This is a genomic window from Paracidovorax oryzae ATCC 19882 (assembly GCF_000687165.1).
Lineage (GTDB): Bacteria > Pseudomonadota > Gammaproteobacteria > Burkholderiales > Burkholderiaceae_C > Paracidovorax > Paracidovorax oryzae.
Window position 1 is genome coordinate 145,719 of sequence record NZ_JMKU01000014.1, and the last position, 17,996, is coordinate 163,714.

16 protein-coding genes are annotated in these 17,996 nt (G+C 67.4%); 8 read left to right on the plus strand and 8 right to left on the minus strand.

Features of this window, described 5'->3' with window-relative positions:
• Window positions 1–2: 2 nt before the first annotated feature.
• Window positions 3–641: a TetR/AcrR family transcriptional regulator gene (locus T336_RS0113835; protein ID WP_026433004.1), complete on the minus strand. Its 639-nt coding sequence runs from the start codon at window positions 639–641 to the stop codon at window positions 3–5.
• A gap of 142 nt (window positions 642–783) precedes the next feature.
• Here T336_RS0113835 and T336_RS0113840 point away from each other — a divergent pair, with 142 nt between their 5' ends.
• The 3 genes from T336_RS0113840 to T336_RS0113850 are packed head-to-tail and all read left to right on the plus strand — an operon-like array spanning window position 784 to window position 5,020.
• A complete protein-coding gene (locus T336_RS0113840) occupies window positions 784–2,814 on the plus strand; it encodes an NADPH-dependent 2,4-dienoyl-CoA reductase (RefSeq protein WP_026433005.1) in 2,031 nt (676 codons plus the stop codon).
• 52 nt (window positions 2,815–2,866) lie between these two features.
• Window positions 2,867–3,307 carry a nuclear transport factor 2 family protein gene (locus T336_RS0113845; RefSeq protein WP_026433006.1) on the plus strand — a complete coding sequence of 147 codons (441 nt, stop codon included), beginning with the start codon at window positions 2,867–2,869 and terminating at the stop codon, window positions 3,305–3,307.
• 39 nt (window positions 3,308–3,346) lie between these two features.
• On the plus strand, window positions 3,347–5,020 hold the full coding sequence (locus T336_RS0113850) for a long-chain-fatty-acid--CoA ligase (protein ID WP_026433007.1): 1,674 nt from the start codon (window positions 3,347–3,349) through the stop codon (window positions 5,018–5,020).
• Between the two features lie 38 nt (window positions 5,021–5,058).
• Here T336_RS0113850 and T336_RS0113855 read toward each other — a convergent pair whose 3' ends face one another.
• The 3 genes from T336_RS0113855 to T336_RS0113865 all read right to left on the minus strand — a co-directional run bounded on the left by T336_RS0113855 (window position 5,059) and on the right by T336_RS0113865 (window position 8,911).
• Window positions 5,059–7,044 (minus strand): propionate--CoA ligase, encoded by a 1,986-nt coding sequence (locus T336_RS0113855; RefSeq protein ID WP_280513499.1) that lies wholly within the window; start codon window positions 7,042–7,044, stop codon window positions 5,059–5,061.
• A 48-nt stretch (window positions 7,045–7,092) separates the two neighbouring features.
• Window positions 7,093–7,707, minus strand: coding sequence for an isochorismatase family protein (locus T336_RS0113860; RefSeq protein WP_019701986.1), 615 nt, complete (start codon window positions 7,705–7,707; stop codon window positions 7,093–7,095).
• 76 nt (window positions 7,708–7,783) lie between these two features.
• Complete coding sequence (locus T336_RS0113865) at window positions 7,784–8,911, minus strand: PQQ-dependent sugar dehydrogenase (protein ID WP_026433009.1); 1,128 nt, start codon at window positions 8,909–8,911, stop codon at window positions 7,784–7,786.
• Between the two features lie 228 nt (window positions 8,912–9,139).
• Between T336_RS0113865 and T336_RS0113870 the strand changes: the two genes are divergently transcribed.
• From T336_RS0113870 to T336_RS0113890, 5 genes are all read left to right on the plus strand, one after another.
• Entirely contained in the window at window positions 9,140–9,727 is a 588-nt protein-coding gene (locus tag T336_RS0113870) for a C40 family peptidase (RefSeq protein ID WP_026433010.1), read from the plus strand.
• 357 nt (window positions 9,728–10,084) lie between these two features.
• Window positions 10,085–10,336 carry a GlsB/YeaQ/YmgE family stress response membrane protein gene (locus T336_RS0113875; protein ID WP_013594825.1) on the plus strand — a complete coding sequence of 84 codons (252 nt, stop codon included), beginning with the start codon at window positions 10,085–10,087 and terminating at the stop codon, window positions 10,334–10,336.
• Between the two features lie 101 nt (window positions 10,337–10,437).
• A complete protein-coding gene (locus T336_RS0113880; protein ID WP_035226025.1) occupies window positions 10,438–10,935 on the plus strand; it encodes a hypothetical protein in 498 nt (165 codons plus the stop codon).
• Window positions 10,936–10,987: 52 nt separating this feature from the next.
• Window positions 10,988–13,894: a DEAD/DEAH box helicase gene (locus tag T336_RS0113885; RefSeq protein ID WP_237711443.1), complete on the plus strand. Its 2,907-nt coding sequence runs from the start codon at window positions 10,988–10,990 to the stop codon at window positions 13,892–13,894.
• On the plus strand, window positions 13,891–14,406 hold the full coding sequence (locus T336_RS0113890) for an EVE domain-containing protein (protein WP_019701981.1): 516 nt from the start codon (window positions 13,891–13,893) through the stop codon (window positions 14,404–14,406). Before T336_RS0113885 ends, T336_RS0113890 begins: the two co-directional genes overlap by 4 nt.
• Window positions 14,407–14,412: 6 nt before the next feature.
• On the opposite strand, the gene T336_RS0113895 is transcribed toward T336_RS0113890, so the two are convergent.
• The 4 genes from T336_RS0113895 to T336_RS0113905 all read right to left on the minus strand — a co-directional run.
• Window positions 14,413–14,889 carry a hypothetical protein gene (locus tag T336_RS0113895; RefSeq protein ID WP_019701980.1) on the minus strand — a complete coding sequence of 159 codons (477 nt, stop codon included), beginning with the start codon at window positions 14,887–14,889 and terminating at the stop codon, window positions 14,413–14,415.
• Between the two features lie 124 nt (window positions 14,890–15,013).
• Complete coding sequence (locus T336_RS0113900; RefSeq protein ID WP_019701979.1) at window positions 15,014–15,757, minus strand: ABC transporter substrate-binding protein; 744 nt, start codon at window positions 15,755–15,757, stop codon at window positions 15,014–15,016.
• A gap of 488 nt (window positions 15,758–16,245) precedes the next feature.
• Complete coding sequence (locus T336_RS26115) at window positions 16,246–16,605, minus strand: hypothetical protein (protein ID WP_084151433.1); 360 nt, start codon at window positions 16,603–16,605, stop codon at window positions 16,246–16,248.
• A 1-nt stretch (window position 16,606) separates the two neighbouring features.
• The coding region (locus T336_RS0113905; protein ID WP_026433014.1) for an RHS repeat-associated core domain-containing protein at window positions 16,607–17,996 on the minus strand (1,390 nt) is incomplete at its 5' end.

Sequence of the window (17,996 nt, forward strand, 5' to 3'; positions counted from 1 at the left end):
GGTCAGCCCGCCCCGGAGCTGCCCTGCGCTCCCGTCTGGAAGAGATGCCCCAGGCCCTGCAGCGTGCCGTCCAGAAAACGCTCCTCCGTCATGCCTGCCGGGATGTGCAGCACACCGTGGATCACGAGCGACGTGAGCCCGTGCGTATAGGACCAGGCGGCGCGGGCGGCCCGGCGCACCTCGGGGCTGTGCACATCCCTTCCGAGCACCTCGGCGATCGTGCTCCTCAGCTCGCCGAAGGCCAGTTCCCGCGCGGAGCGCAGCTCGGGAATCATCTCTCCGGTGGCGAATTCCGCCCCGAACATGAGCTGGTACAGGGCTGGATTACTGCGCGCGAAGCGGAAGTAGATCAGGCTGGCGTCGCGCAGCTTGCGCACGCCGGAGGCCTCCTTCCCGCGCCGGGCGATGGCCTCGGCCAATTCGCGAAAGCCTTCGCCCGCCAGGTGCCCGATGAGTTCCGCCCGGTGGGCATAGTGGTGGTAGGCCGCGGCCGAACTGACGCCGACCCGCTCGGCCACGGCCCGCAGCGAGAGCTTGGTGGGCCCCACTTCCTCCAGCATCTCCCGTGCGGCCCCCAGCAGGCGCGGGGCGAGGTTGCCCACGTGGTACGTGTCTCGGGAGCGCGGGGAGGATGTCTTCATGGGTGGCGGAACTTAGCACAGGCAAGTATCTTTACAGCAATAAGATTAAGACCTACCATGGGCCCGCTTACCGATGCGCCACCGCTTGGCGCATTTTTGTTGCACAGATCTTATCGGTGATAACTTTCAAAGGCAGACCGCCATGGACCCACGATCCCCCTATCCCCACCTGCATGCTCCGCTCGACCTGGGCTTCACCGTCCTGCGCAACCGCGTGCTCATGGGTTCCATGCACGTGGGGCTGGAAGAAGCTCCCGACGGCTTCGAGCGCATGGCGGCCTTCTACGCCGAACGCGCACGCGGCGAGGCCGGCCTGATCGTCACCGGCGGCATTGCCCCCAACGAACGCGCCCGGCCCATGCAGGGTGGCGCCATGCTCGTGGACGAAAACGAGGCGGAGCACCACCGCACCGTCACCCAGGCCGTGCATGCCGAAGGCGGCAAGATCGCCATGCAGATCCTGCATTTCGGGCGCTATGCCTACCATCCGCAACTCGTGGCGCCCAGTGCGCTGCAGGCCCCCATCAACCCCTTCGTGCCGCATGCGCTCACCGCGGACGAGGTCGAACAGACCATCGACGATTTCGTGCGGTGCGCCGCGCTGGCCCAATACGCCGGCTACGACGGCGTCGAGATCATGGGTTCCGAGGGCTACCTGATCAACGAATTCATCGCCGCACGCACCAACCACCGCGACGACGAGTGGGGCGGCAGCTATGCCCACCGCATGCGCTTTCCGGTCGAGATCGTGCGCCGCACCCGAGAGCGGGTGGGCCGGGACTTCATCATCATCTACCGGCTTTCCATGCTGGACCTGGTCGAGGGCGGCTCCACGCTGGAAGAAGTCATCGAACTGGCGAAGGCCGTCGAGGCGGCAGGCGCGACGATCCTCAACACCGGCATCGGCTGGCACGAGGCCCGCATTCCCACCATCGCCACCAAGGTCCCGCGCGCAGCCTACGCCTGGGTCACGCAGCGCGTCATGGGGCACGTGGGCATCCCGCTCGTCACCTCGAACCGCATCAACACGCCCGAAGTGGCCGAGCGGCTGCTGGCCGATGGTTACGCGGACATGGTCTCCATGGCCCGCCCGCTGCTGGCCGATGCCGATTTCGTGCGCAAGGCCCGCCAGGGCCGCGCCGACGAGATCAACACCTGCATCGCCTGCAACCAGGCCTGCCTGGACCACACCTTCGGCGGCAAGATCACCTCCTGCCTGGTCAACCCCCGCGCCTGCCACGAAACGGAACTGGTGATCGAACCCACCAGGGCGCGCAAGCGCATCGCCGTGGTCGGGGCCGGTCCGGCCGGCCTCGCCTTTTCGGTCACGGCCGCGCAGCGCGGCCACGACGTGACCCTGTTCGATGCGGGCGCGGAGATCGGCGGCCAGCTCAATATCGCGAAGAAGGTGCCCGGCAAGGAAGAGTTCCATGAAACGCTGCGCTATTTCCAGCGCCAGTTCGAACTGCACCGCGTGACCGTGAAGCTGGGCACGCGCATCGGCGCGGACGAACTGGCCGGCGCCGGCTTCGACGAGGTGGTCCTCGCCACGGGCATCGCACCGCGCGTTCCCGCGATCGATGGCGTGGGGCACCCCAAGGTCCTGAATTACCTGGACGTGCTACGCGACGGCAAGCCCGTGGGACAGCGCGTGGCGGTCATCGGCGCGGGCGGCATCGGCTTCGACGTGGGCGAATTCCTGACGCATGTCGGAGAGAGCGGCGCGGTCGCCCCGGCCAGGTTCTACGAGGAATGGGGCATCGACACCACCTACGCGCATCCGGGTGGCCTGGGCCACCCCCAGGTCGAGCCGCCCGCGCGCCGGGTGCACCTGCTGCAGCGCAAAACCACCAAGGTCGGCGACCAGCTCGGCAAGACCACAGGCTGGATCCACCGGACCTCCCTCAAGGCCCGCCGCGTCGCCATGACGTCCGGGGCGTCCTACGACCGCATCGACGACGCCGGCCTGCACGTGACCGTGGACGGCCAGCCCCAGGTGCTCGAGGTGGACAACATCGTGGTCTGCGCCGGCCAGGAACCGCTGCGCGAACTCCACGACGCCCTGCGCGACGCCGGCTGTTCCGTGCACCTGATCGGCGGCGCCGACGTGGCCGCCGAGCTGGACGCCAAGCGCGCCATTCTCCAGGGCACCACCCTCGCCGCGCGCATCTGATCGCAGGGCCCGTTCCATCCCCGTCGTTCCACCCCACAGAGGAGACATCCCCATGACCCAGTCACCATCCCACACCCATCCCGCAGTCGCCCGATCGCTCGACTCGTGGCACGCAATGATCGCCAGGAAGGATCTCGGCGATCTGCACGCCATCGTCCATCCGGACGCAGTGTTCCGCTCGCCGATGGCGCACACGGCCTATGCGCCGGCCCCGGCGCTCATCCTGGCGCTCACCACCGTGATCCAGGTGTTCGAGAACTTCACCTACCACCGCCAGCTGGTCAGCGGCGACGGCCTGAACGTGGTGCTGGAGTTCAGCGCGAGCGTCGCCGGCAAGGACCTCAAGGGCATCGATCTCATCCGCTTCGATGAACAGGGACGGATCGTGGAATTCGAGGTCATGGTGCGTCCGATGAGCGGCCTGCAGGCCCTGGGAGCGGAAATGGGCAGGCGCCTCGCCGACAGCATGCCCGCATTCAAGACCCGCGCCTGACGCCGGAAGCACAAGAAAAAGAATGGAGACACAAGAGACATGACCGCCCTGCACCGAGGACTCTGGGAAGCCTCCTTTCCCCCCAGCCTGCGCGGCTACCGCGTGGACCTCGCGTCCCTGCCCGCGAATGCCGCCACGCTGGCCACCGAAGCCGCAAGCCGTTACCAGGGAGACACTGCATTCGGCTTCGTGCTCCCGGCGGGTGCCAGCACCTTCCACAGTTTCGAGGAAGTGGATGCGCTGTCCGACGCTTTCGCGGCGTTCCTGGTCCACGAGATGGGGCTCGAAGCCGGAGAGGTCATCGCAGTGCAACTGCCCACGTGCCTGCACTACCCCATCGCGGTCTTCGGCGCGTGGAAGGCCGGGCTGATCGTGACAAACGTCAACCCCCTGTACACAGGGCGGGAACTGAGGCTGCAGCTGCAGGACTCCGGTGCGAAGCTGCTAGTGGCTTCCGACCTGTTCCTGCAGGTGGCGCAGCCCGTCGCCGCGGAACTGGGGCTCCGGCTCATGACCGCCAGCCCGGCGGATTTCTTCGCGGAGCCCGTCGCCTCGGCCATCCGCGATGCCCTCCCGGCATCAGGCCGCCCCGCACCGGACGCGGCGCCCATCCGCATGGTCGATGCCCTGCAGACAGGACAGGCGCGAGGCAGGCCCACCTGGCGAAACCACCCCGTCGCACTCTATCAATACACCGGCGGCACCACGGGTCGCAGCAAGGGTGCGGTGATCACCCACCAGAACATCCTCGCCACGCTCCAGATGACGCGGGACTTCCTGCAGGCCTACGACGGTCCCCGCCGCGGCGAGACCATCCTGACCGTGCTGCCCCTGTACCACATCTTCGCCTTCATGGTGAACTTCCTGGTGTTCTTCACCTTCGGCGCGAGAAACCTGCTCGTGCCCAATCCCAGGCCGGTCGCCAACCTGCGCCGCGCCTTCGAGGATTTCGAGGTGGACTGGATGTCCGGGGTGGACACGCTCTACGCCGGGCTGCTCGCGGAGCCATGGTTCCAGGAGCGCCCCCCGAAGCTCCGCTTCGCCTTCTCGGGCGGAACGGCATTGCGCCCCTCCACCGCACAGGCATGGACGGCCCTGGTCTGCCCCATCCTGGAAGGCTACGGCATGACGGAAACCACCTGCATCGTGTCGTGCAATCCACCCACCGGGGCACCCCGCACGGGCTCCGCGGGCCTGCCCATGCCCGGCTGCCAGGTGCGGATCGTCGATCCGGACGGCAACGACCTGGGCGTCGGCGAACGGGGCGAGCTGCTCGTGCAAGGGCCCCAGGTGGCCGCCGGCTACCTGAATTCGCCGCAGGACAGCGCGAGCACCATCGCCGATGGCTGGCTCCGCACGGGCGACATCGCGCAAATGGATGCCGATGGGCATGTGCGCATCGTGGACCGCAAGAAGGACATGATTCTCGTGTCGGGCTTCAACGTCTATCCGAATGAAGTGGAAGACGTGCTGGCGGCGCATCCCGGCATCCTCGAGGCGGCAGTGGTCGGTGTACCGGATGCCGCCACCGGCGAAGCCGTGCGGGCCTACGTGGTGCCCCGCGGCACCGGGCTGGACGCGGAGGCCATCGAGCGCTATTGCCGCACGCAGCTCACGGCCTACAAGGTGCCCCGGCAAATCGTCTTCAGCACGCAGTTGCCGAAGTCACCCGTGGGCAAGATCCTGCGCGCGCAGCTGCGCACCGCCGGGTGAGCCGGGGGCGGTGCATGCACCGCCCCCGGCTCACTGCGCTACGCTGCTCCAGCCAGCAGGTCCCGCACCTGCTGCAGCGCCGAGGGATCTTCCATGGTGGTGAGGTCCCCCGGGTCGCGCTGCTCGGCCACGGCCTGCAGGGCGCGGCGCAGCAGCTTGCCGCTGCGCGTCTTGGGCAGCAGCGTCACGAAATGCACGCGCGAAGGCCGGGCCACCGCGCCGAGGCGCTGGTCCACGATCTGCATCACATCCCCTTCCAGCCGCCGGCGGTCTGCGGCGTCGGCCACGGCCGCCGGATCGCGCGCCACCGCGAAGGCCATCGCCACCTGGCCCTTCAGCGCATCGGCCACGCCCACCACCGCCACCTCCGCCACCTGCGGATGGGCGGCGATCGCCTCCTCGATCTCCCGTGTCCCCAGCCGGTGCCCGGCCACGTTGATCACGTCGTCGGTGCGTCCCAGGATGAAGTAGTAGCCGTCCCGGTCCTGGATGCCCCAGTCGAACGTGCTGTACACCAGGCGCCCGGGAATGCTCTTCCAGTACGCCTGGACGAAGCGCTCGTCGTCGCGCCACACGGTCTGCATGCAGCCCGGAGGCAGCGGCCCCTCGATGGCGAGCACGCCCTTGCGGTCCGGCTCCGTGAGCTCGTCGCCCGTGGTCTGGTCGATCAGCTTCACGTCGTAGCCGTACATGGCCTTGCCCGGGCTGCCCGCGCGGGACGGCTGCGGCTCCACCCCGTTGGCCAGCGTGAGGATCGGCCAGCCGGTCTCCGTCTGCCAGTAGTTGTCCACGATGGGAACGCCCAGGGCCTCGCCGATCCACTGCGCCGTGGGCGCGTCCAGCGGCTCGCCCGCCAGCCACAGCGCCTTCAGGCTCGACAGGTCGTAGCGCCGCAGCCATTCCGGATCCTGCTTTTTCAGCACGCGCACGGCCGTGGGTGCCGAGAACATGTGCGTCACGCGGTGCCGCTCGACGATGCGCCACCAGACGCCTGCGTCCGGACGGATCGGCAGGCCCTCGTACATCACCGTCGCCATGCCGGCGATGAGCGGGCCATAGACGATGTAGCTGTGCCCCACCACCCAGCCGATGTCGCTGGTGGCGAAGAACACGCCCGGGGCCTGCGCGCCACCGGAACCCTGCACCCCGGCATCGAAGATGTGCCGCATGCTGGCCGCCAGCGCCACCGCGTACCCGCCCGTATCCCGCTGCACGCCCTTCGGCCGGCCGGTGGTGCCGCTGGTGTAGAGCGTGTAGCTCGGATGGGTCGCCTCCAGCCACTCGCAGTCCACCCGCGCGTCCAGATGCCGCGTCCGCAGATCCTCCCAACGGTGGTCCCGTCCAGGCAGCAGTTCCATCGGGGCCAGCCCCCGGTCCACGAGCAGCACCGCGCCCGGCTGGTGCCGCGACAGCCGCAGCGCCTCGTCCAGCAACGGCTTGTACGGCACCACCTTGCCCCCACGCGAGCCCGCGTCCGCGCTGACGATGGCCACCGGCTCGGCATCGTCGATCCGCGAAGCCAGCGCGCCCGACGCGAAACCGCCGAACACCACCGAGTGCAGCGCCCCGATGCGGGCGCAGGCCAACATGGCAAACGCAGCCTCGGCCACCATCGGCATGTAGATCAGCACCCGGTCCCCCGCCTGCACCCCGAGCGACCGCAGGGCGGCCGCCATGCGCTGCACCTCCGCATGCAGTTCCGCGAAGCTGTAGATGCGCTCGGAATCCGTTTCGGACGAGATCGCGATCAGCGCCGCCTCGCTGCCGCGCTGCGCGAGATGCCGGTCCACCGCGTTGTGGCAGAGGTTGGTGGTGCCGCCCTCGAACCAGCGCGCGAACGGCGGCCGGTCGTAGTTGCAGATGCGCCGGGGCGGCACCTGCCAGTCGATCAGGCGGGCCTGCTCGGCCCAGAAAGCGTCGCGCTCCTGCAGGGAGCGGCGGTGGAAATCGGCATAGCGGCCCATGGGTGTCTCCTGCTTGTCGTTATGGCCCGCGCATGTTCGCGCGCAGGCTCGGCAGACCACATCATTCACCCCCCGCTTGCGGCAGGCTGACAGCCGCGCCGCCACCCGCTATTTCACCAATGCAAGCACTTCCTTGAATGCCGGGTGTTCGCAGCCCCGCAGCCATTCGAACGCCACCATTTCCGTGGTGACCAGCTCCGCCCCCGCCCCCGCCAGCCGGTCGAACGCGGCGTCGCGGTTGCGCTCGGTGCGCGAGCCGCACGCGTCGGTCACCACCCAGACCTCGAACTCGTCCTCGAGCAGGTCCAGCGCCGTCTGCAGCAGGCACACGTGCGCCTCGCAGCCAGCGATCACGATGCTGCCGCGCGCATCGGCCGCGGCCTGCGGCTGGGCGGGCTTCTGCAGGTGGCGCGGCAGGCTGCGGGCGTTGCCGCCCTGCTGCGGCCTGGCCGGCGGACGCAGCCATTCGCCCAGGCCTTCTTCCGCCGCGCTGAACTGCATCTTGGCCAGCGTCCTGCGGCAGAGCGCCCGCAGCGCGGCATCGTTCGGTCCCAGCCGGGAGGGATTCTGCTCGGTGCCCCACACGGGCACGTCGAGCGCGCGGGCCACCTGCGCCAGCAGCCGTGCATTGGCCAGCACGGACGGGCCGTCGGAGATGGCGGGCATCAGGCGTTCCTGGTAGTCCACCAGCACGAGTTGGGATTCGAGGGCATCAAGCAGCATCGTTTGAAAAGGCAAGCCATGAACAAGGAAAGGTGCATTGTCGCAACATGGCCGGCCTGTCCGGCGCGGCGCGTCTTCAGGAGCCGGGCGGACGCAGCCTCAGCAGCCGGCCCTGCGGACTGTCCGTCAGCACATAGAGCCACCCATCGGGTCCCTGGCGCACGTCGCGGATCCGCTGGCCCAGGCCCGCCAGCAGGAACTCGTCTCGCACCACCCTCCCATCCTTCAGTTCCAGGCGGTGCAGGCGCGCGAACTTCAACGAACCGATGAACAGGCTGCCCTTCCAAGCCGGCCCGTAGCGATCGCTCGTCAGGAACGCCATGCCCGAAGGGGCGATCGACGGTACCCAGTAATGCAGCGGCGGCTCCATGCCGGCCTTCTGCGTCAGCCCCTCGCCGATCTTTCCGCCCCCATAGTTCTCGCCGAAGGTGACCAAGGGCCATCCATGGTTGCGGCCGGCCTGCGGCACGTTGATTTCATCGCCGCCCTGCGGGCCGTGCTCGTGCATCCACAGCCTTCCATCCGGCCCGATCACGGCGCCCTGGGAGTTGCGGTGTCCCCAGCTCCAGATCTCGGGCAGGCCTCCGGAGCGCCCGACGAACGGATTGCCGGGTGCGGGCGAACCATCGGGCATCACATGCACGACCTTGCCCAGGTGGTTGTCCAGCTTCTGCGCATCGTCCTTGCGTTCGAAACGCTCACCCAGCGTGAGGAAGACCGACCCGTCTCCCGCCTGGGCGATGCGGCATCCGAAATGGAGGCGGCTGGCCACCTTGGGCTGCTGGCGAAAGATGACGCGCACGTCCTGCAGCGCCTTTTCGCCCGGCGGCAGCACGGCGCTGGCCAATGCGGTACTGTTCACATCGCCATTGCGCCCATCCGGCTCGGAGAAGCAGAAGAAGATGCGGCGGTTGCGCTCGAATTGCGCATCCGTCGCGATGTCGAGCAGCCCGCCCTGGCCACCCGCGGCGATGGGAGGCAGTGCTAGCAAAGGAGCCCCCTTCCTACCGTCGGCCTCCACCACCCGCAACCGGCCGATCCGTTCCGTCACGAGGAAACGGCCATCGGGGAGAAATGCCAGCCCCCATGGATTGGACAACCCATCCGCGATGTCATCAACTGTGACAGACACCGGGGATTCCACGGGACGGACCGGCGGAGGGGAGGTTTCCGCTGCCGTGGCACTCCCTGCACCCGCCGTCATGAACACGCAAACGGTGGCGAACTTCAGCGAATTTTTCGCAATTGCACCGATTTCTTGTGATTCCAAAGCGCTTCCTTGTGTCGGACGGAGAGTCATTCCACCTCCAGGGTGTTACTGGATAACGTGCTGCAGAGACACGCTCGGCGATAGCCCCAAGCCATGAAAAAAGACCTGCAGCTACATTTTTTGCAATTAAAACAAGGCCAACGCGTGATACCCTCGCGCCCCATGTCACGTTGGATTTGCCTTTTGTTACTGGTTTGCGCCACCGCCCATGCCGCTCCCCACAACAACGCAGCCACTTCGGCGCCTGATGACCTGGATCGATTCCTGATCGACAGGCACCAGGTGCTCAACCAGCTGCGGGAAGTGCGGGCCAGCGTTCAGGACCGCACCGGGGAGCTGATCTCCACTGCCATGGGCTTTCTCGGCGTCCCGTACCGCCGTGGAGGCAACACGGCCGACAGCGGTTTCGATTGCAGCGGCTTCATCCGCGCGATCTATGGCCAGACCATCGGTCTCGCCCTTCCGCGCCGGGCCAATGAACAGGCCGCAGCCACGGAAACCATCGACAAGAAGGACCTCCAGCCCGGAGACCTCGTCTTCTTCAACACCATGCGCCGCGCCTACAGCCATGTGGGCCTCTATCTGGGCGACGGCAAGTTCATCCACTCGCCCCGCAGCGGTGCGGAAGTCCGGGTGGAAGACATGAGCGCTTCGTACTGGCAACGCCGCTTCAACGGCGCGCGCCGCGTGCTCAGCGAAGACCAGGCGGCCGCCACCCCGTCCGCTTCCGCACAGAATCCGCTGAACTGATCGCCTTTCACGCCCGGTTCTGCCGGGCGTTCTGGTTCTGCTGCGCAGCAGTCCATCCGCATGCACGGAACTGCCCTGTGCCGTCTCGCCATACTTGGCTCCCTTCGCTGGCCTGCACAGGTTCAAACGATAGACGCGCCGCCCATCCCCTGCCACCGGAAGCCCTCCCGTCCGGATGTGGGAAGGCTCCGACACCGCGCCCATATCCGGAAGACACGAAAAGCCTTCAGCGGCCGCTAGGCGCCTTGTCCGACACGGCGGTACTGCCGGGCCGGGTAGATTGAGGAACAGGCACGCGACAATCCGTGCCGGCCCTCCTCCCGCTTCCCCTTCTTCCATCGAAAGCGATCGAACGCCATGTTTTCCCTGATCGGTACCCTGCTCGTCGGCCTCGTCGTCGGTCTGCTCGCCCGTGCCTTGAAGCCCGGGGATGACAAGCTAGGCTGGATCATGACCTCCCTGCTCGGGGTGGCTGGCTCCTTCCTCGCCACTTACGTGGGTGTCGCCATGGGCTGGTACCAGCAGGGCGAAGCCGCGGGGTGGATCGCCTCCATCGTCGGCGCCATCGTGCTGCTGGTTCTCTACGGCATGATCCGCAGCAAGTCCTGACCCGGCCGCTGCACCGCAAGGCAATGGCAGGTCCGTCTACCTCCACTTCCCGCGAATCCAAGCAGGCCGCCGGCTCCGTACCGGCACCGGATGCCCGCGCCATGGCCAGCGGCCACCCGGCGCTGGAATCGGCGGTGAAGCGAAGCCGGAAGCTTCTCCATCGCCGCGCCCTCATGGCCGCCGCTGCCGGCGTCGTTCCCGTTCCCGGACTCGACTGGGCGGTGGATGCGGCCCTGCTCACCCGCCTCATACCGGAAATCAACGCCGAGTTCGGCCTCACGCCCGAACAGATCGACCGGCTCACGCCGCACAAGCGCGAGCAGGTGCAGAAGGCGGTGGGCATGGTGGGCTCTGCACTGATCGGCCGCATCGTCACGCGGGAACTGGTGATGCGGGCCCTGCGCCTCATCGGCGTGCGCCTCACTGCCCAGCAGGCAGCCAAGTTCGCCCCCCTGGCAGGCCAGGCCGTATCCGCCGCACTGGGCTACGCCACGCTGCGCTACCTGGGCGAACTCCACCTGCGCGACTGCGTGCAGGTGGCCAAGGCGGCAGGGCTGCTGCTGCCCGCCCCTGGCGAGGGCGTGCCCCCGGCGCACTGAGGCCGCAGCCCCGGGTGCGCCAGCCGCCCGGGCCTGGCTGCACAATGCCGCCATGCCCCGTCCTCCCGGCGCGCCGCTGCCTTCTCCCTCATCCTCCGGCGTGCCGGATGACTCTGCCGTGCAGGCCTGGGTGGACACGCTGGGCGCATCGCTCGGTGCGGAGGCCCTGGCCAGCCTTCCGCCCCTGACGGATGTCCAGGCGCGCCAGGCCATGGAACGGCTGCAGGAGGCACGCGCTGCACGGCAGGCATCCCCCGCGCCGGAGTCCCCCCCGGCACACATCACCTCCGCGGGCGGTGCCACTACCGTCCCTCCTTCCTCCAGCGCGCGCCCCTTCCAACCCCGGCTCACCCTGCGCACGCTGGGCCGTGGCGACGGCCTTCTGGGCATGCGGGCGCACGGCGGCACGGGCCCCCGCGGTGGCCAGGTGACGCTGGCCTGGGTGGACTGGACCTACCGGCTGCCAGATGGAACCTTCTGGACGGCGCCCGCCCCCGCCAGCATCCTCAATACGCGGCCGCCTGCGCGCATGGCCGTGCCCGGCGCCGCGGGCGTGTGGCTGCACCGCGATGTGCATGCAGAGGCCGACGCCATGGACGCCATCCGCGACACGGGGCTCGTGCCGGTACCCGCGGATCGGCTGCAGTGGCGCGGGCCGGGCGACGCAGTGGGCCTCGTGGGCAGTGCGCTGGCGGATCAGGCACCTGTGCGGGACGGCGCCGCCGTTGTAGCCATCCCTCCGGGACCGGCGTGGACGCTGCCGCAGGAAGCGGCTTTCGGCGACTTCTGGGCCGATGCGGTGCCGCGCCTGCGGGCCGCCGGGTGGTCGGTGGTCGTGGCCCCCGGGTTTGCCCACGAAAGCACTCCGGTATCGCGCTGGCGGCTCATCCTGGACCACGCCACGGGCGAGGTGCTCGGACGGGAGGCGGACACCGTGGCGCCGCGCGCGCGGCCCGTGCAGAAGCTGCGGCTGCCGGAGCGCGAAGGGGCGTGGCTGCTCAGCCTGGGCGTGGACATCGACGGAGAAACCCTGGATCTCGCGCCCATGGTGGCCGACCTGTTGCGCCGCGATCCGCGATGGCTGGATGCCCGCGCTCTCGCGGCCATCGATGACTACTCCACGGTCCAGCTGCGTGCGCCGGGCGGGCGCCGCATCGACGCGCCCGCCGCGCCGCTCAAGGCCATCGTGGGGGCCATGGTCGATCTGCTCACCGACCCGGCGCTGCACCTGCGGCGTCCAGGCGATCCGTTCCGGCTCGGCGCCTGGGAGGCACGGCGCATCGAGGCGCTGCGCGCGGCCCTGGACCAGTCCGGCCGCGTGGCACGCAGGCAGGCGCACACCGGGCACGATCTCGGCTGGCAACTGCTGGGCGACGCGGGACTCGCACAGCTCGCGCAGCGGCTGCAGGACGAAGGCACGCCACGGCCCGTGCCGGTCCCAGGCGGCCTGGCCATCACTCTGCGCCCCTACCAGCGCGAAGGACTGGACTGGCTGCAGTACCTTCGCGCCCAGGGCCTGGGCGGCATCCTCGCGGACGACATGGGCCTGGGCAAGACCGCGCAGGCCCTGGCGCACGTGATGGCTGAGAAAGAGGCAGGCAGGCTGCAGCGGCCGGCCCTGGTCGTCGTGCCGACCTCCCTGCTCTTCAACTGGCAGGCCGAGGCCGCGCGCATGGCACCCGGCCTGCGCGTGCTGGCTCTGCACGGCCCCGACCGGGCCCGCGACTTTCCGCGCACGGCCGCCAGCGACCTCGTCCTGACCACTTATCCCCTGCTCTGGCGGGATGCCGATGCACTGGCGGCCCAATCCTGGCACCTGCTCATTCTCGATGAGGCGCAAATGGCCAAGAATGCGGGCAGCCGGGGGGCGCGCGTGCTGCGCCGGCTGCGCGCGGACCATCTGCTGTGCCTGACCGGGACGCCGCTGGAGAATCACCTGGGCGAGCTCTGGACACATTTCGACTTCCTCATGCCCGGCTTTCTCGGCAACGCGCGCAGCTTCGCGCAGCGCTGGCGCAAACCCATCGAGGAGAACGGCGAAACCCTGCGCGCCGAGTTGCTGGCCCGGCGCGTGCGGCCCTTCATCCTGCGGCGCCGCAAGGACGATGTCGCACCGGAACTGCCGCCGCGCACGACCATCACCGAGCGCGTCGCGCTCCAGGGCCGGCAGCGCGAGCTCTACGAGGCGGTGCGCACCGGTGCGGACAAGCAGGTGCGGCGCGTGCTCGAGCGCCGGGGCTTCGAAGGTGGACTCCTCACCATCCTGGACGCGTTGCTCAAGCTGCGGCAGGTGTGCTGCGATCCTCGGCTGGTGAAAGGGCTGCCGGACGCCCATGGCATGGAAAGCGCCAAGCTGGACCGGCTGGCCGAACTGCTGCCACCCCTGGTCGCCGAAGGACGGCGGGTGCTGGTGTTCTCGCAGTTCACCGGCATGCTCGAACTCGCTGGGCAGCGGCTGGACGCGCTGCGCCTGCCCTGGCTGTCGCTGACGGGTGCCACCGCGCCGCGCCAGCGCGCATCCGTCGTGCGCCGGTTCCAGGATCCATCGGCAGAAGACTCTGCCCCCATCCTGCTGGCCAGCCTGAAGGCCGGCGGGACGGGGCTGAATCTCACGGCCGCCGATACCGTGATCCACCTCGACCCCTGGTGGAATCCTGCAGTGATGGAGCAGGCATCGGCCCGCGCCCACCGCATCGGCCAGGACAAGCCCGTCTTCGTCCACCATCTGGTGGTCGAAGGCAGCATCGAGGAGCGCATGCTGGAGCTGCAGGCGCGCAAGCAGGCGCTGGCGGATGGCGTGCTGGGCCACGACACCGCCGGCGCGCCGAAATTCAGCGAAGACGACCTGCGTGCCCTGCTGGCGCCCTTGTCGGAGCCGTTGAGCAATCCCCTGGCCATTCCGGATGATGGTGACCCACGCTGGGGCGGTACGGGCAGGCGGCGCACAATCGGGCCATGACAGCGCCCGCTCCTGCCCCCGACGACAGCGCCGAACCTGGCGCGCCCCGTTACTGGCTCATGAAGTCCGAGCCGGACGAATGCTCCATCGACGATGCGCTGGCGGCGCCCGGCGCCACGGTGCCCTGGACCGGCGTGCGCAATTACCAAGCCCGCAATTTCATGCGCGATGCCATGCGCGTGGGCGACGGGGTGCTGTTCTACCATTCCAGCTGCCCCGAGCCTGGCATTGCCGGCATCGCGCGCGTCGCCTCGGGCACCCGGCCCGATCCGACGCAATTCGATCCGGCGTCGCCCTACTACGACCCCCAGTCCACGTCCGCCCGACCCCGATGGCTGCTGCTGGATGTGCAGGCGCTGCGCAAAACCCGCCTGCTCGGCCTGGCCGAACTGCGGGAGAGTCCCGCGCTGGCGGACATGCGGGTGCTCCAGCGCGGCAATCGCCTGTCCATCACTCCGGTCGAGCCCGAGGAATGGAAGGAGATCGTCCAGCACATGCTGGAAGTGCGGTGACCGGCCTCAGAACCGGAAGTCCAGCGTTTTCGGCTCCTTGTCCACCATCACCGTCTGGCGCTTCTGCTTGCCGGCGGACGTGGCCTCCACTTCATAACTGCCCGCCGGCAGGTCCAGCAGGCAGACGGGACCGGTGGCGGTGAAAGAAAGTGCCCCGGCATCGCCCCAGCCCTGCGGAACCAGTTTCACCTGCACGTCCGCCAGGTAGTCGCCACCACCCGCGGCGAACAGCAGCGACAGGGGATGGTCCTTCATCGCGGCGCGCATGGCAGTGGACTCGTCCAGGCCGATACCGCCGCAGGTGTAGCGCAAGGCACCCTGGGTCTTCTTTTCCGGCAGGGGCGCCGACATGGGTTTGGGCGGCTGAGCAGTCTGCTGGGCCAGGACGGGCCCCGCCGCAGAACAGGCCAGCACCACGGCCGCAAGGGCGAGGTGGGCGTCGCGACGGGAGGGGACGGGATGACGGGGCGACAGGAATCGCACGGCGGTTCTCCTTGGAAGCAAAACACCCATGCTGCAGCGTCACGGCTCCACCTGCCTGTCGGTACGAGCAGCAGTCCCATGTCGGCCGGCCGCCCATCGCAGCGGGAGTGCAGGCCCCAGCGGATCAGGTGGCCGCTGCGGCGGGTGCGACCGACGCGCCCTGGACTCCATGCCGCTTCAGCGCTTCGGCCACGAAACCCCGGGCCTTCATGTCCTCCACGAAATCCCGCAGGTACAGCACGGCCGTTTCCGGGCGGTCCCCGGGCAGACCCATGGCCTGCTGGATCACCATGAACCGCCCTGGCAGCAGGCGCAATCCTGCATGGTGGAGTGCATCGGCCTCCAATTGCTGCCGCACGCCCGCAGCCACGTCGAGCGATTGCGCCAGGAAGGTTTCCACCACTGCCTGGGAATTGGCCGCGCGCACGATCCGCGCAGCCTTCAACTCACGCGTCAGGAAAAGATCATAGGCACTGCCCTGCCCCACCGTGACCGTCGTCCCGGCCTGGTCCACCTGCGCGTTGTCCGTGATGGGCGAGCCGTCCCGCACCAGATAGGCGCCCTCGATCAGCACGTAGGGCGCGGTGAAGGCGATGCCCTCGCCGCGCAATGGGTCCACCGCGAAGAAGCCGATATCCGCCTGGCCCTGCCTGACGGCCTGGACCGATTCGGCCGCCTTGTCGAACACCAGCCACTCAGGTTCCACACCCAGCTGGCGGGCGAATGCACGGGCCAGGTCCACGGACACCCCATCGGGCACGCCATCGGTCTTCCGGTGGGCCAGCAGGGGGTTGCCCAGGTTGATGGAAGCGCGGAGCCGGCCGGTGGGTGCCAGGGCGGCGATGAGGTCCGGTGAAATGATCGGCATGGTGGTTTACTGGTCTGTGTTGAAAGGGGGAATGACATCGGTTGCCCGTAGCGGCGCATGATGTCCTTCATCGCCATTGTGCTCGGGTGCGGCCGGTATCTCGGATCCCCGTCCAGGTTGCCGCATTCCAACCCGTTACCTCCGGCACCGGCAGTGCCATCGAAGGCTTCAGTCTTCTGAAGAAATCCCGGTTTCTCATGTTGGGTCAACAACCACAACGACGAGATCTACAGGATCGAGAAGCAGCAGTTCGATTTTGCCCCAGCGCGTATTCATTGATCGCAAAGGCAGCAATAAGAGCGGCTAACACGACCCAGCGAAGCGGTTCTGGCTAGACGCCGTATCGCAGGCAGTACGGGTAGTACGACAAGATGCGGCAACGACGCCAGAAGGGTCGTGTTAGCCGCTCTAAGCACCTCGGCATCAACGGCACCCCGTTTCAGACGTAGCGGTGAAATTCATCCATTGCCAAAGTCACATTTTCATTGTTAATCATTCAACTCAAAAATGCAACTCAAGCAATCTGCCACCTCCTTGATCCTGCTATCGGGTATTAGTATTTTTAAAATCTTTCCATTATTCCAGTAAAACTTATTTCCATCCAGCAACTCCACAACGAGAACTGAATCTTCAAATGAAAATTTAATTCTTTTCGTTTTGAATCCATAAATCTGATCATCAGCCTCGACATATATCCAACCGGGATCTTCAACCTCGTCCCGGCAGAATCCCACATTATTTGGAGCGCCTGCTTCCTTTTTATCAATCAAAAATCCGGCAGAATAATAACCATCATCGGATTCCTCATTATCCAAGTATATCTCTGAAGCTTTTAGAATATCAACCATATCAACAACCTTTGAACCCCTTTCCGCCCTGCCTTATCTTCATCAAATCTTTCTTGTTGAATTTGAAAACTTTTCCGGTAGATTTTTCATGAATTTCAAAGCTATCCAAATCGAGATGCTGGGCCATATTCTTCAAACTACGCTTGCAGAAATTGCAGACAGGCAGGCCTTCAACTGTTAGTTTTCCGGTTCCTCCACGAATACCCGCGTCGTGGGCCTTCATCATTGCGTCGATCTCGGCATGCATCGTAAATCTGTCATTATTCGGATAGCCCAACCCTGGCAGGGTTTTTCCTGAAGTTCTCGGGTTTCGCTCGGTAGGATTGGCCCCAGTAAAGACTTGACCATCTATTTCAAAGGTCGCATCAACAGTAGCCAAGCCCCATGGATCAATCCATGAAGACGGATTCGGCGCATACCGCTGCAGGTGGAGCCCACCCGCCAGCCCGATCGGATCCGGGCTGATGAACCGCCCTACATCCGGGTCGTAGTACCGGAAGGTGTTGTAGTGCAACCCCGTCTCGCGGTCCAGGTACTGGCCCTGCAGGCGCAGGTTCTGCTCCAGCGTGTCCTCGTCCCGGTGCCGCTGCTGCACCGCAGGAATGGCGCTGCCGTCGATGCGCACGGCCTCCCAGCGCTCCTCCAATGCGCTGCCCCAGGTGCGCCAGCTCGCGCGCCAGCGCACCTCGCCGGCCTCATCCGTCACCTCTTCCGGCAGGCCCGAGGGGTCGTTGTGGAAGTAGCTCACCTGGGCGCTGGCGCGCAGGCGCGATTCAGCCGGGGTCCGGGTCAGTGCTTGGGCTTGTGCCGGTACCTGGGTTGAAGCAGAAGCAGCATGCCCTGCCGCACTGCTGCCGGGCGCGGCCATCGGGTTCAGCGCGGCGTAGCCTCCACGAGGGTTGCCTGGATGGCCTTCGATGTTTGCCGGGCCCGCGCCGTCACCGCCCACCAGCCCACCATGCCCGCTGCCCTCCAGCCGCTGCCCGTCCGCATCGATGCGCGCCAGCGGCACGTAGCTGCCCGGCTCATACACGTAACTCACCACCTTGGAGCCGCGCCGCTCCTCGATCAGCCGCATGCCTTCCCAGATGAACTCCGTGCGCCCGAACGCATCCTGCTTGGCGATGCGCCGGCCCAGCGCGTCGTAGCGGAACTCCACTCGCTGGCGCGTGGCCTGGGCCGTGCCCGGCTGGCGCGTGGTTTCCACGGCCACCAGTTGGTCTTCGTCGTCCCACTCGAAGCGCTGCACCGTGTGCCGCCCGATGCGCTTCTCGCGCAGCCGCGCGAAGCCGTCGTAGGCGAAGCGCTTGTCCTCGTACACCCGCACCAGGTTGTCGCGCAGGTAGCCCGTGGAGCCCGTGCCGGGGCCTGCGGCACTGCCAGGGCCCCCG

Coding starts and splice junctions, on each gene's coding strand:
- T336_RS0113835 (WP_026433004.1), bottom strand. CDS start 641: ATGAAGACATCCTCCCCGCGCTCCCGAGACACGTACCACGTGGGCAAC.
- T336_RS0113900 (WP_019701979.1), bottom strand. CDS start 15,757: ATGCCGATCATTTCACCGGACCTCATCGCCGCCCTGGCACCCACCGGC.
- T336_RS26115 (WP_084151433.1), bottom strand. CDS start 16,605: ATGGTTGATATTCTAAAAGCTTCAGAGATATACTTGGATAATGAGGAA.
- T336_RS0113885 (WP_237711443.1), top strand. CDS start 10,988: ATGCCCCGTCCTCCCGGCGCGCCGCTGCCTTCTCCCTCATCCTCCGGC.
- T336_RS0113890 (WP_019701981.1), top strand. CDS start 13,891: ATGACAGCGCCCGCTCCTGCCCCCGACGACAGCGCCGAACCTGGCGCG.
- T336_RS0113865 (WP_026433009.1), bottom strand. CDS start 8,911: ATGACGGCGGGTGCAGGGAGTGCCACGGCAGCGGAAACCTCCCCTCCG.
- T336_RS0113870 (WP_026433010.1), top strand. CDS start 9,140: ATGTCACGTTGGATTTGCCTTTTGTTACTGGTTTGCGCCACCGCCCAT.
- T336_RS0113840 (WP_026433005.1), top strand. CDS start 784: ATGGACCCACGATCCCCCTATCCCCACCTGCATGCTCCGCTCGACCTG.
- T336_RS0113860 (WP_019701986.1), bottom strand. CDS start 7,707: ATGCTGCTTGATGCCCTCGAATCCCAACTCGTGCTGGTGGACTACCAG.
- T336_RS0113845 (WP_026433006.1), top strand. CDS start 2,867: ATGACCCAGTCACCATCCCACACCCATCCCGCAGTCGCCCGATCGCTC.
- T336_RS0113875 (WP_013594825.1), top strand. CDS start 10,085: ATGTTTTCCCTGATCGGTACCCTGCTCGTCGGCCTCGTCGTCGGTCTG.
- T336_RS0113850 (WP_026433007.1), top strand. CDS start 3,347: ATGACCGCCCTGCACCGAGGACTCTGGGAAGCCTCCTTTCCCCCCAGC.
- T336_RS0113880 (WP_035226025.1), top strand. CDS start 10,438: ATGGCCAGCGGCCACCCGGCGCTGGAATCGGCGGTGAAGCGAAGCCGG.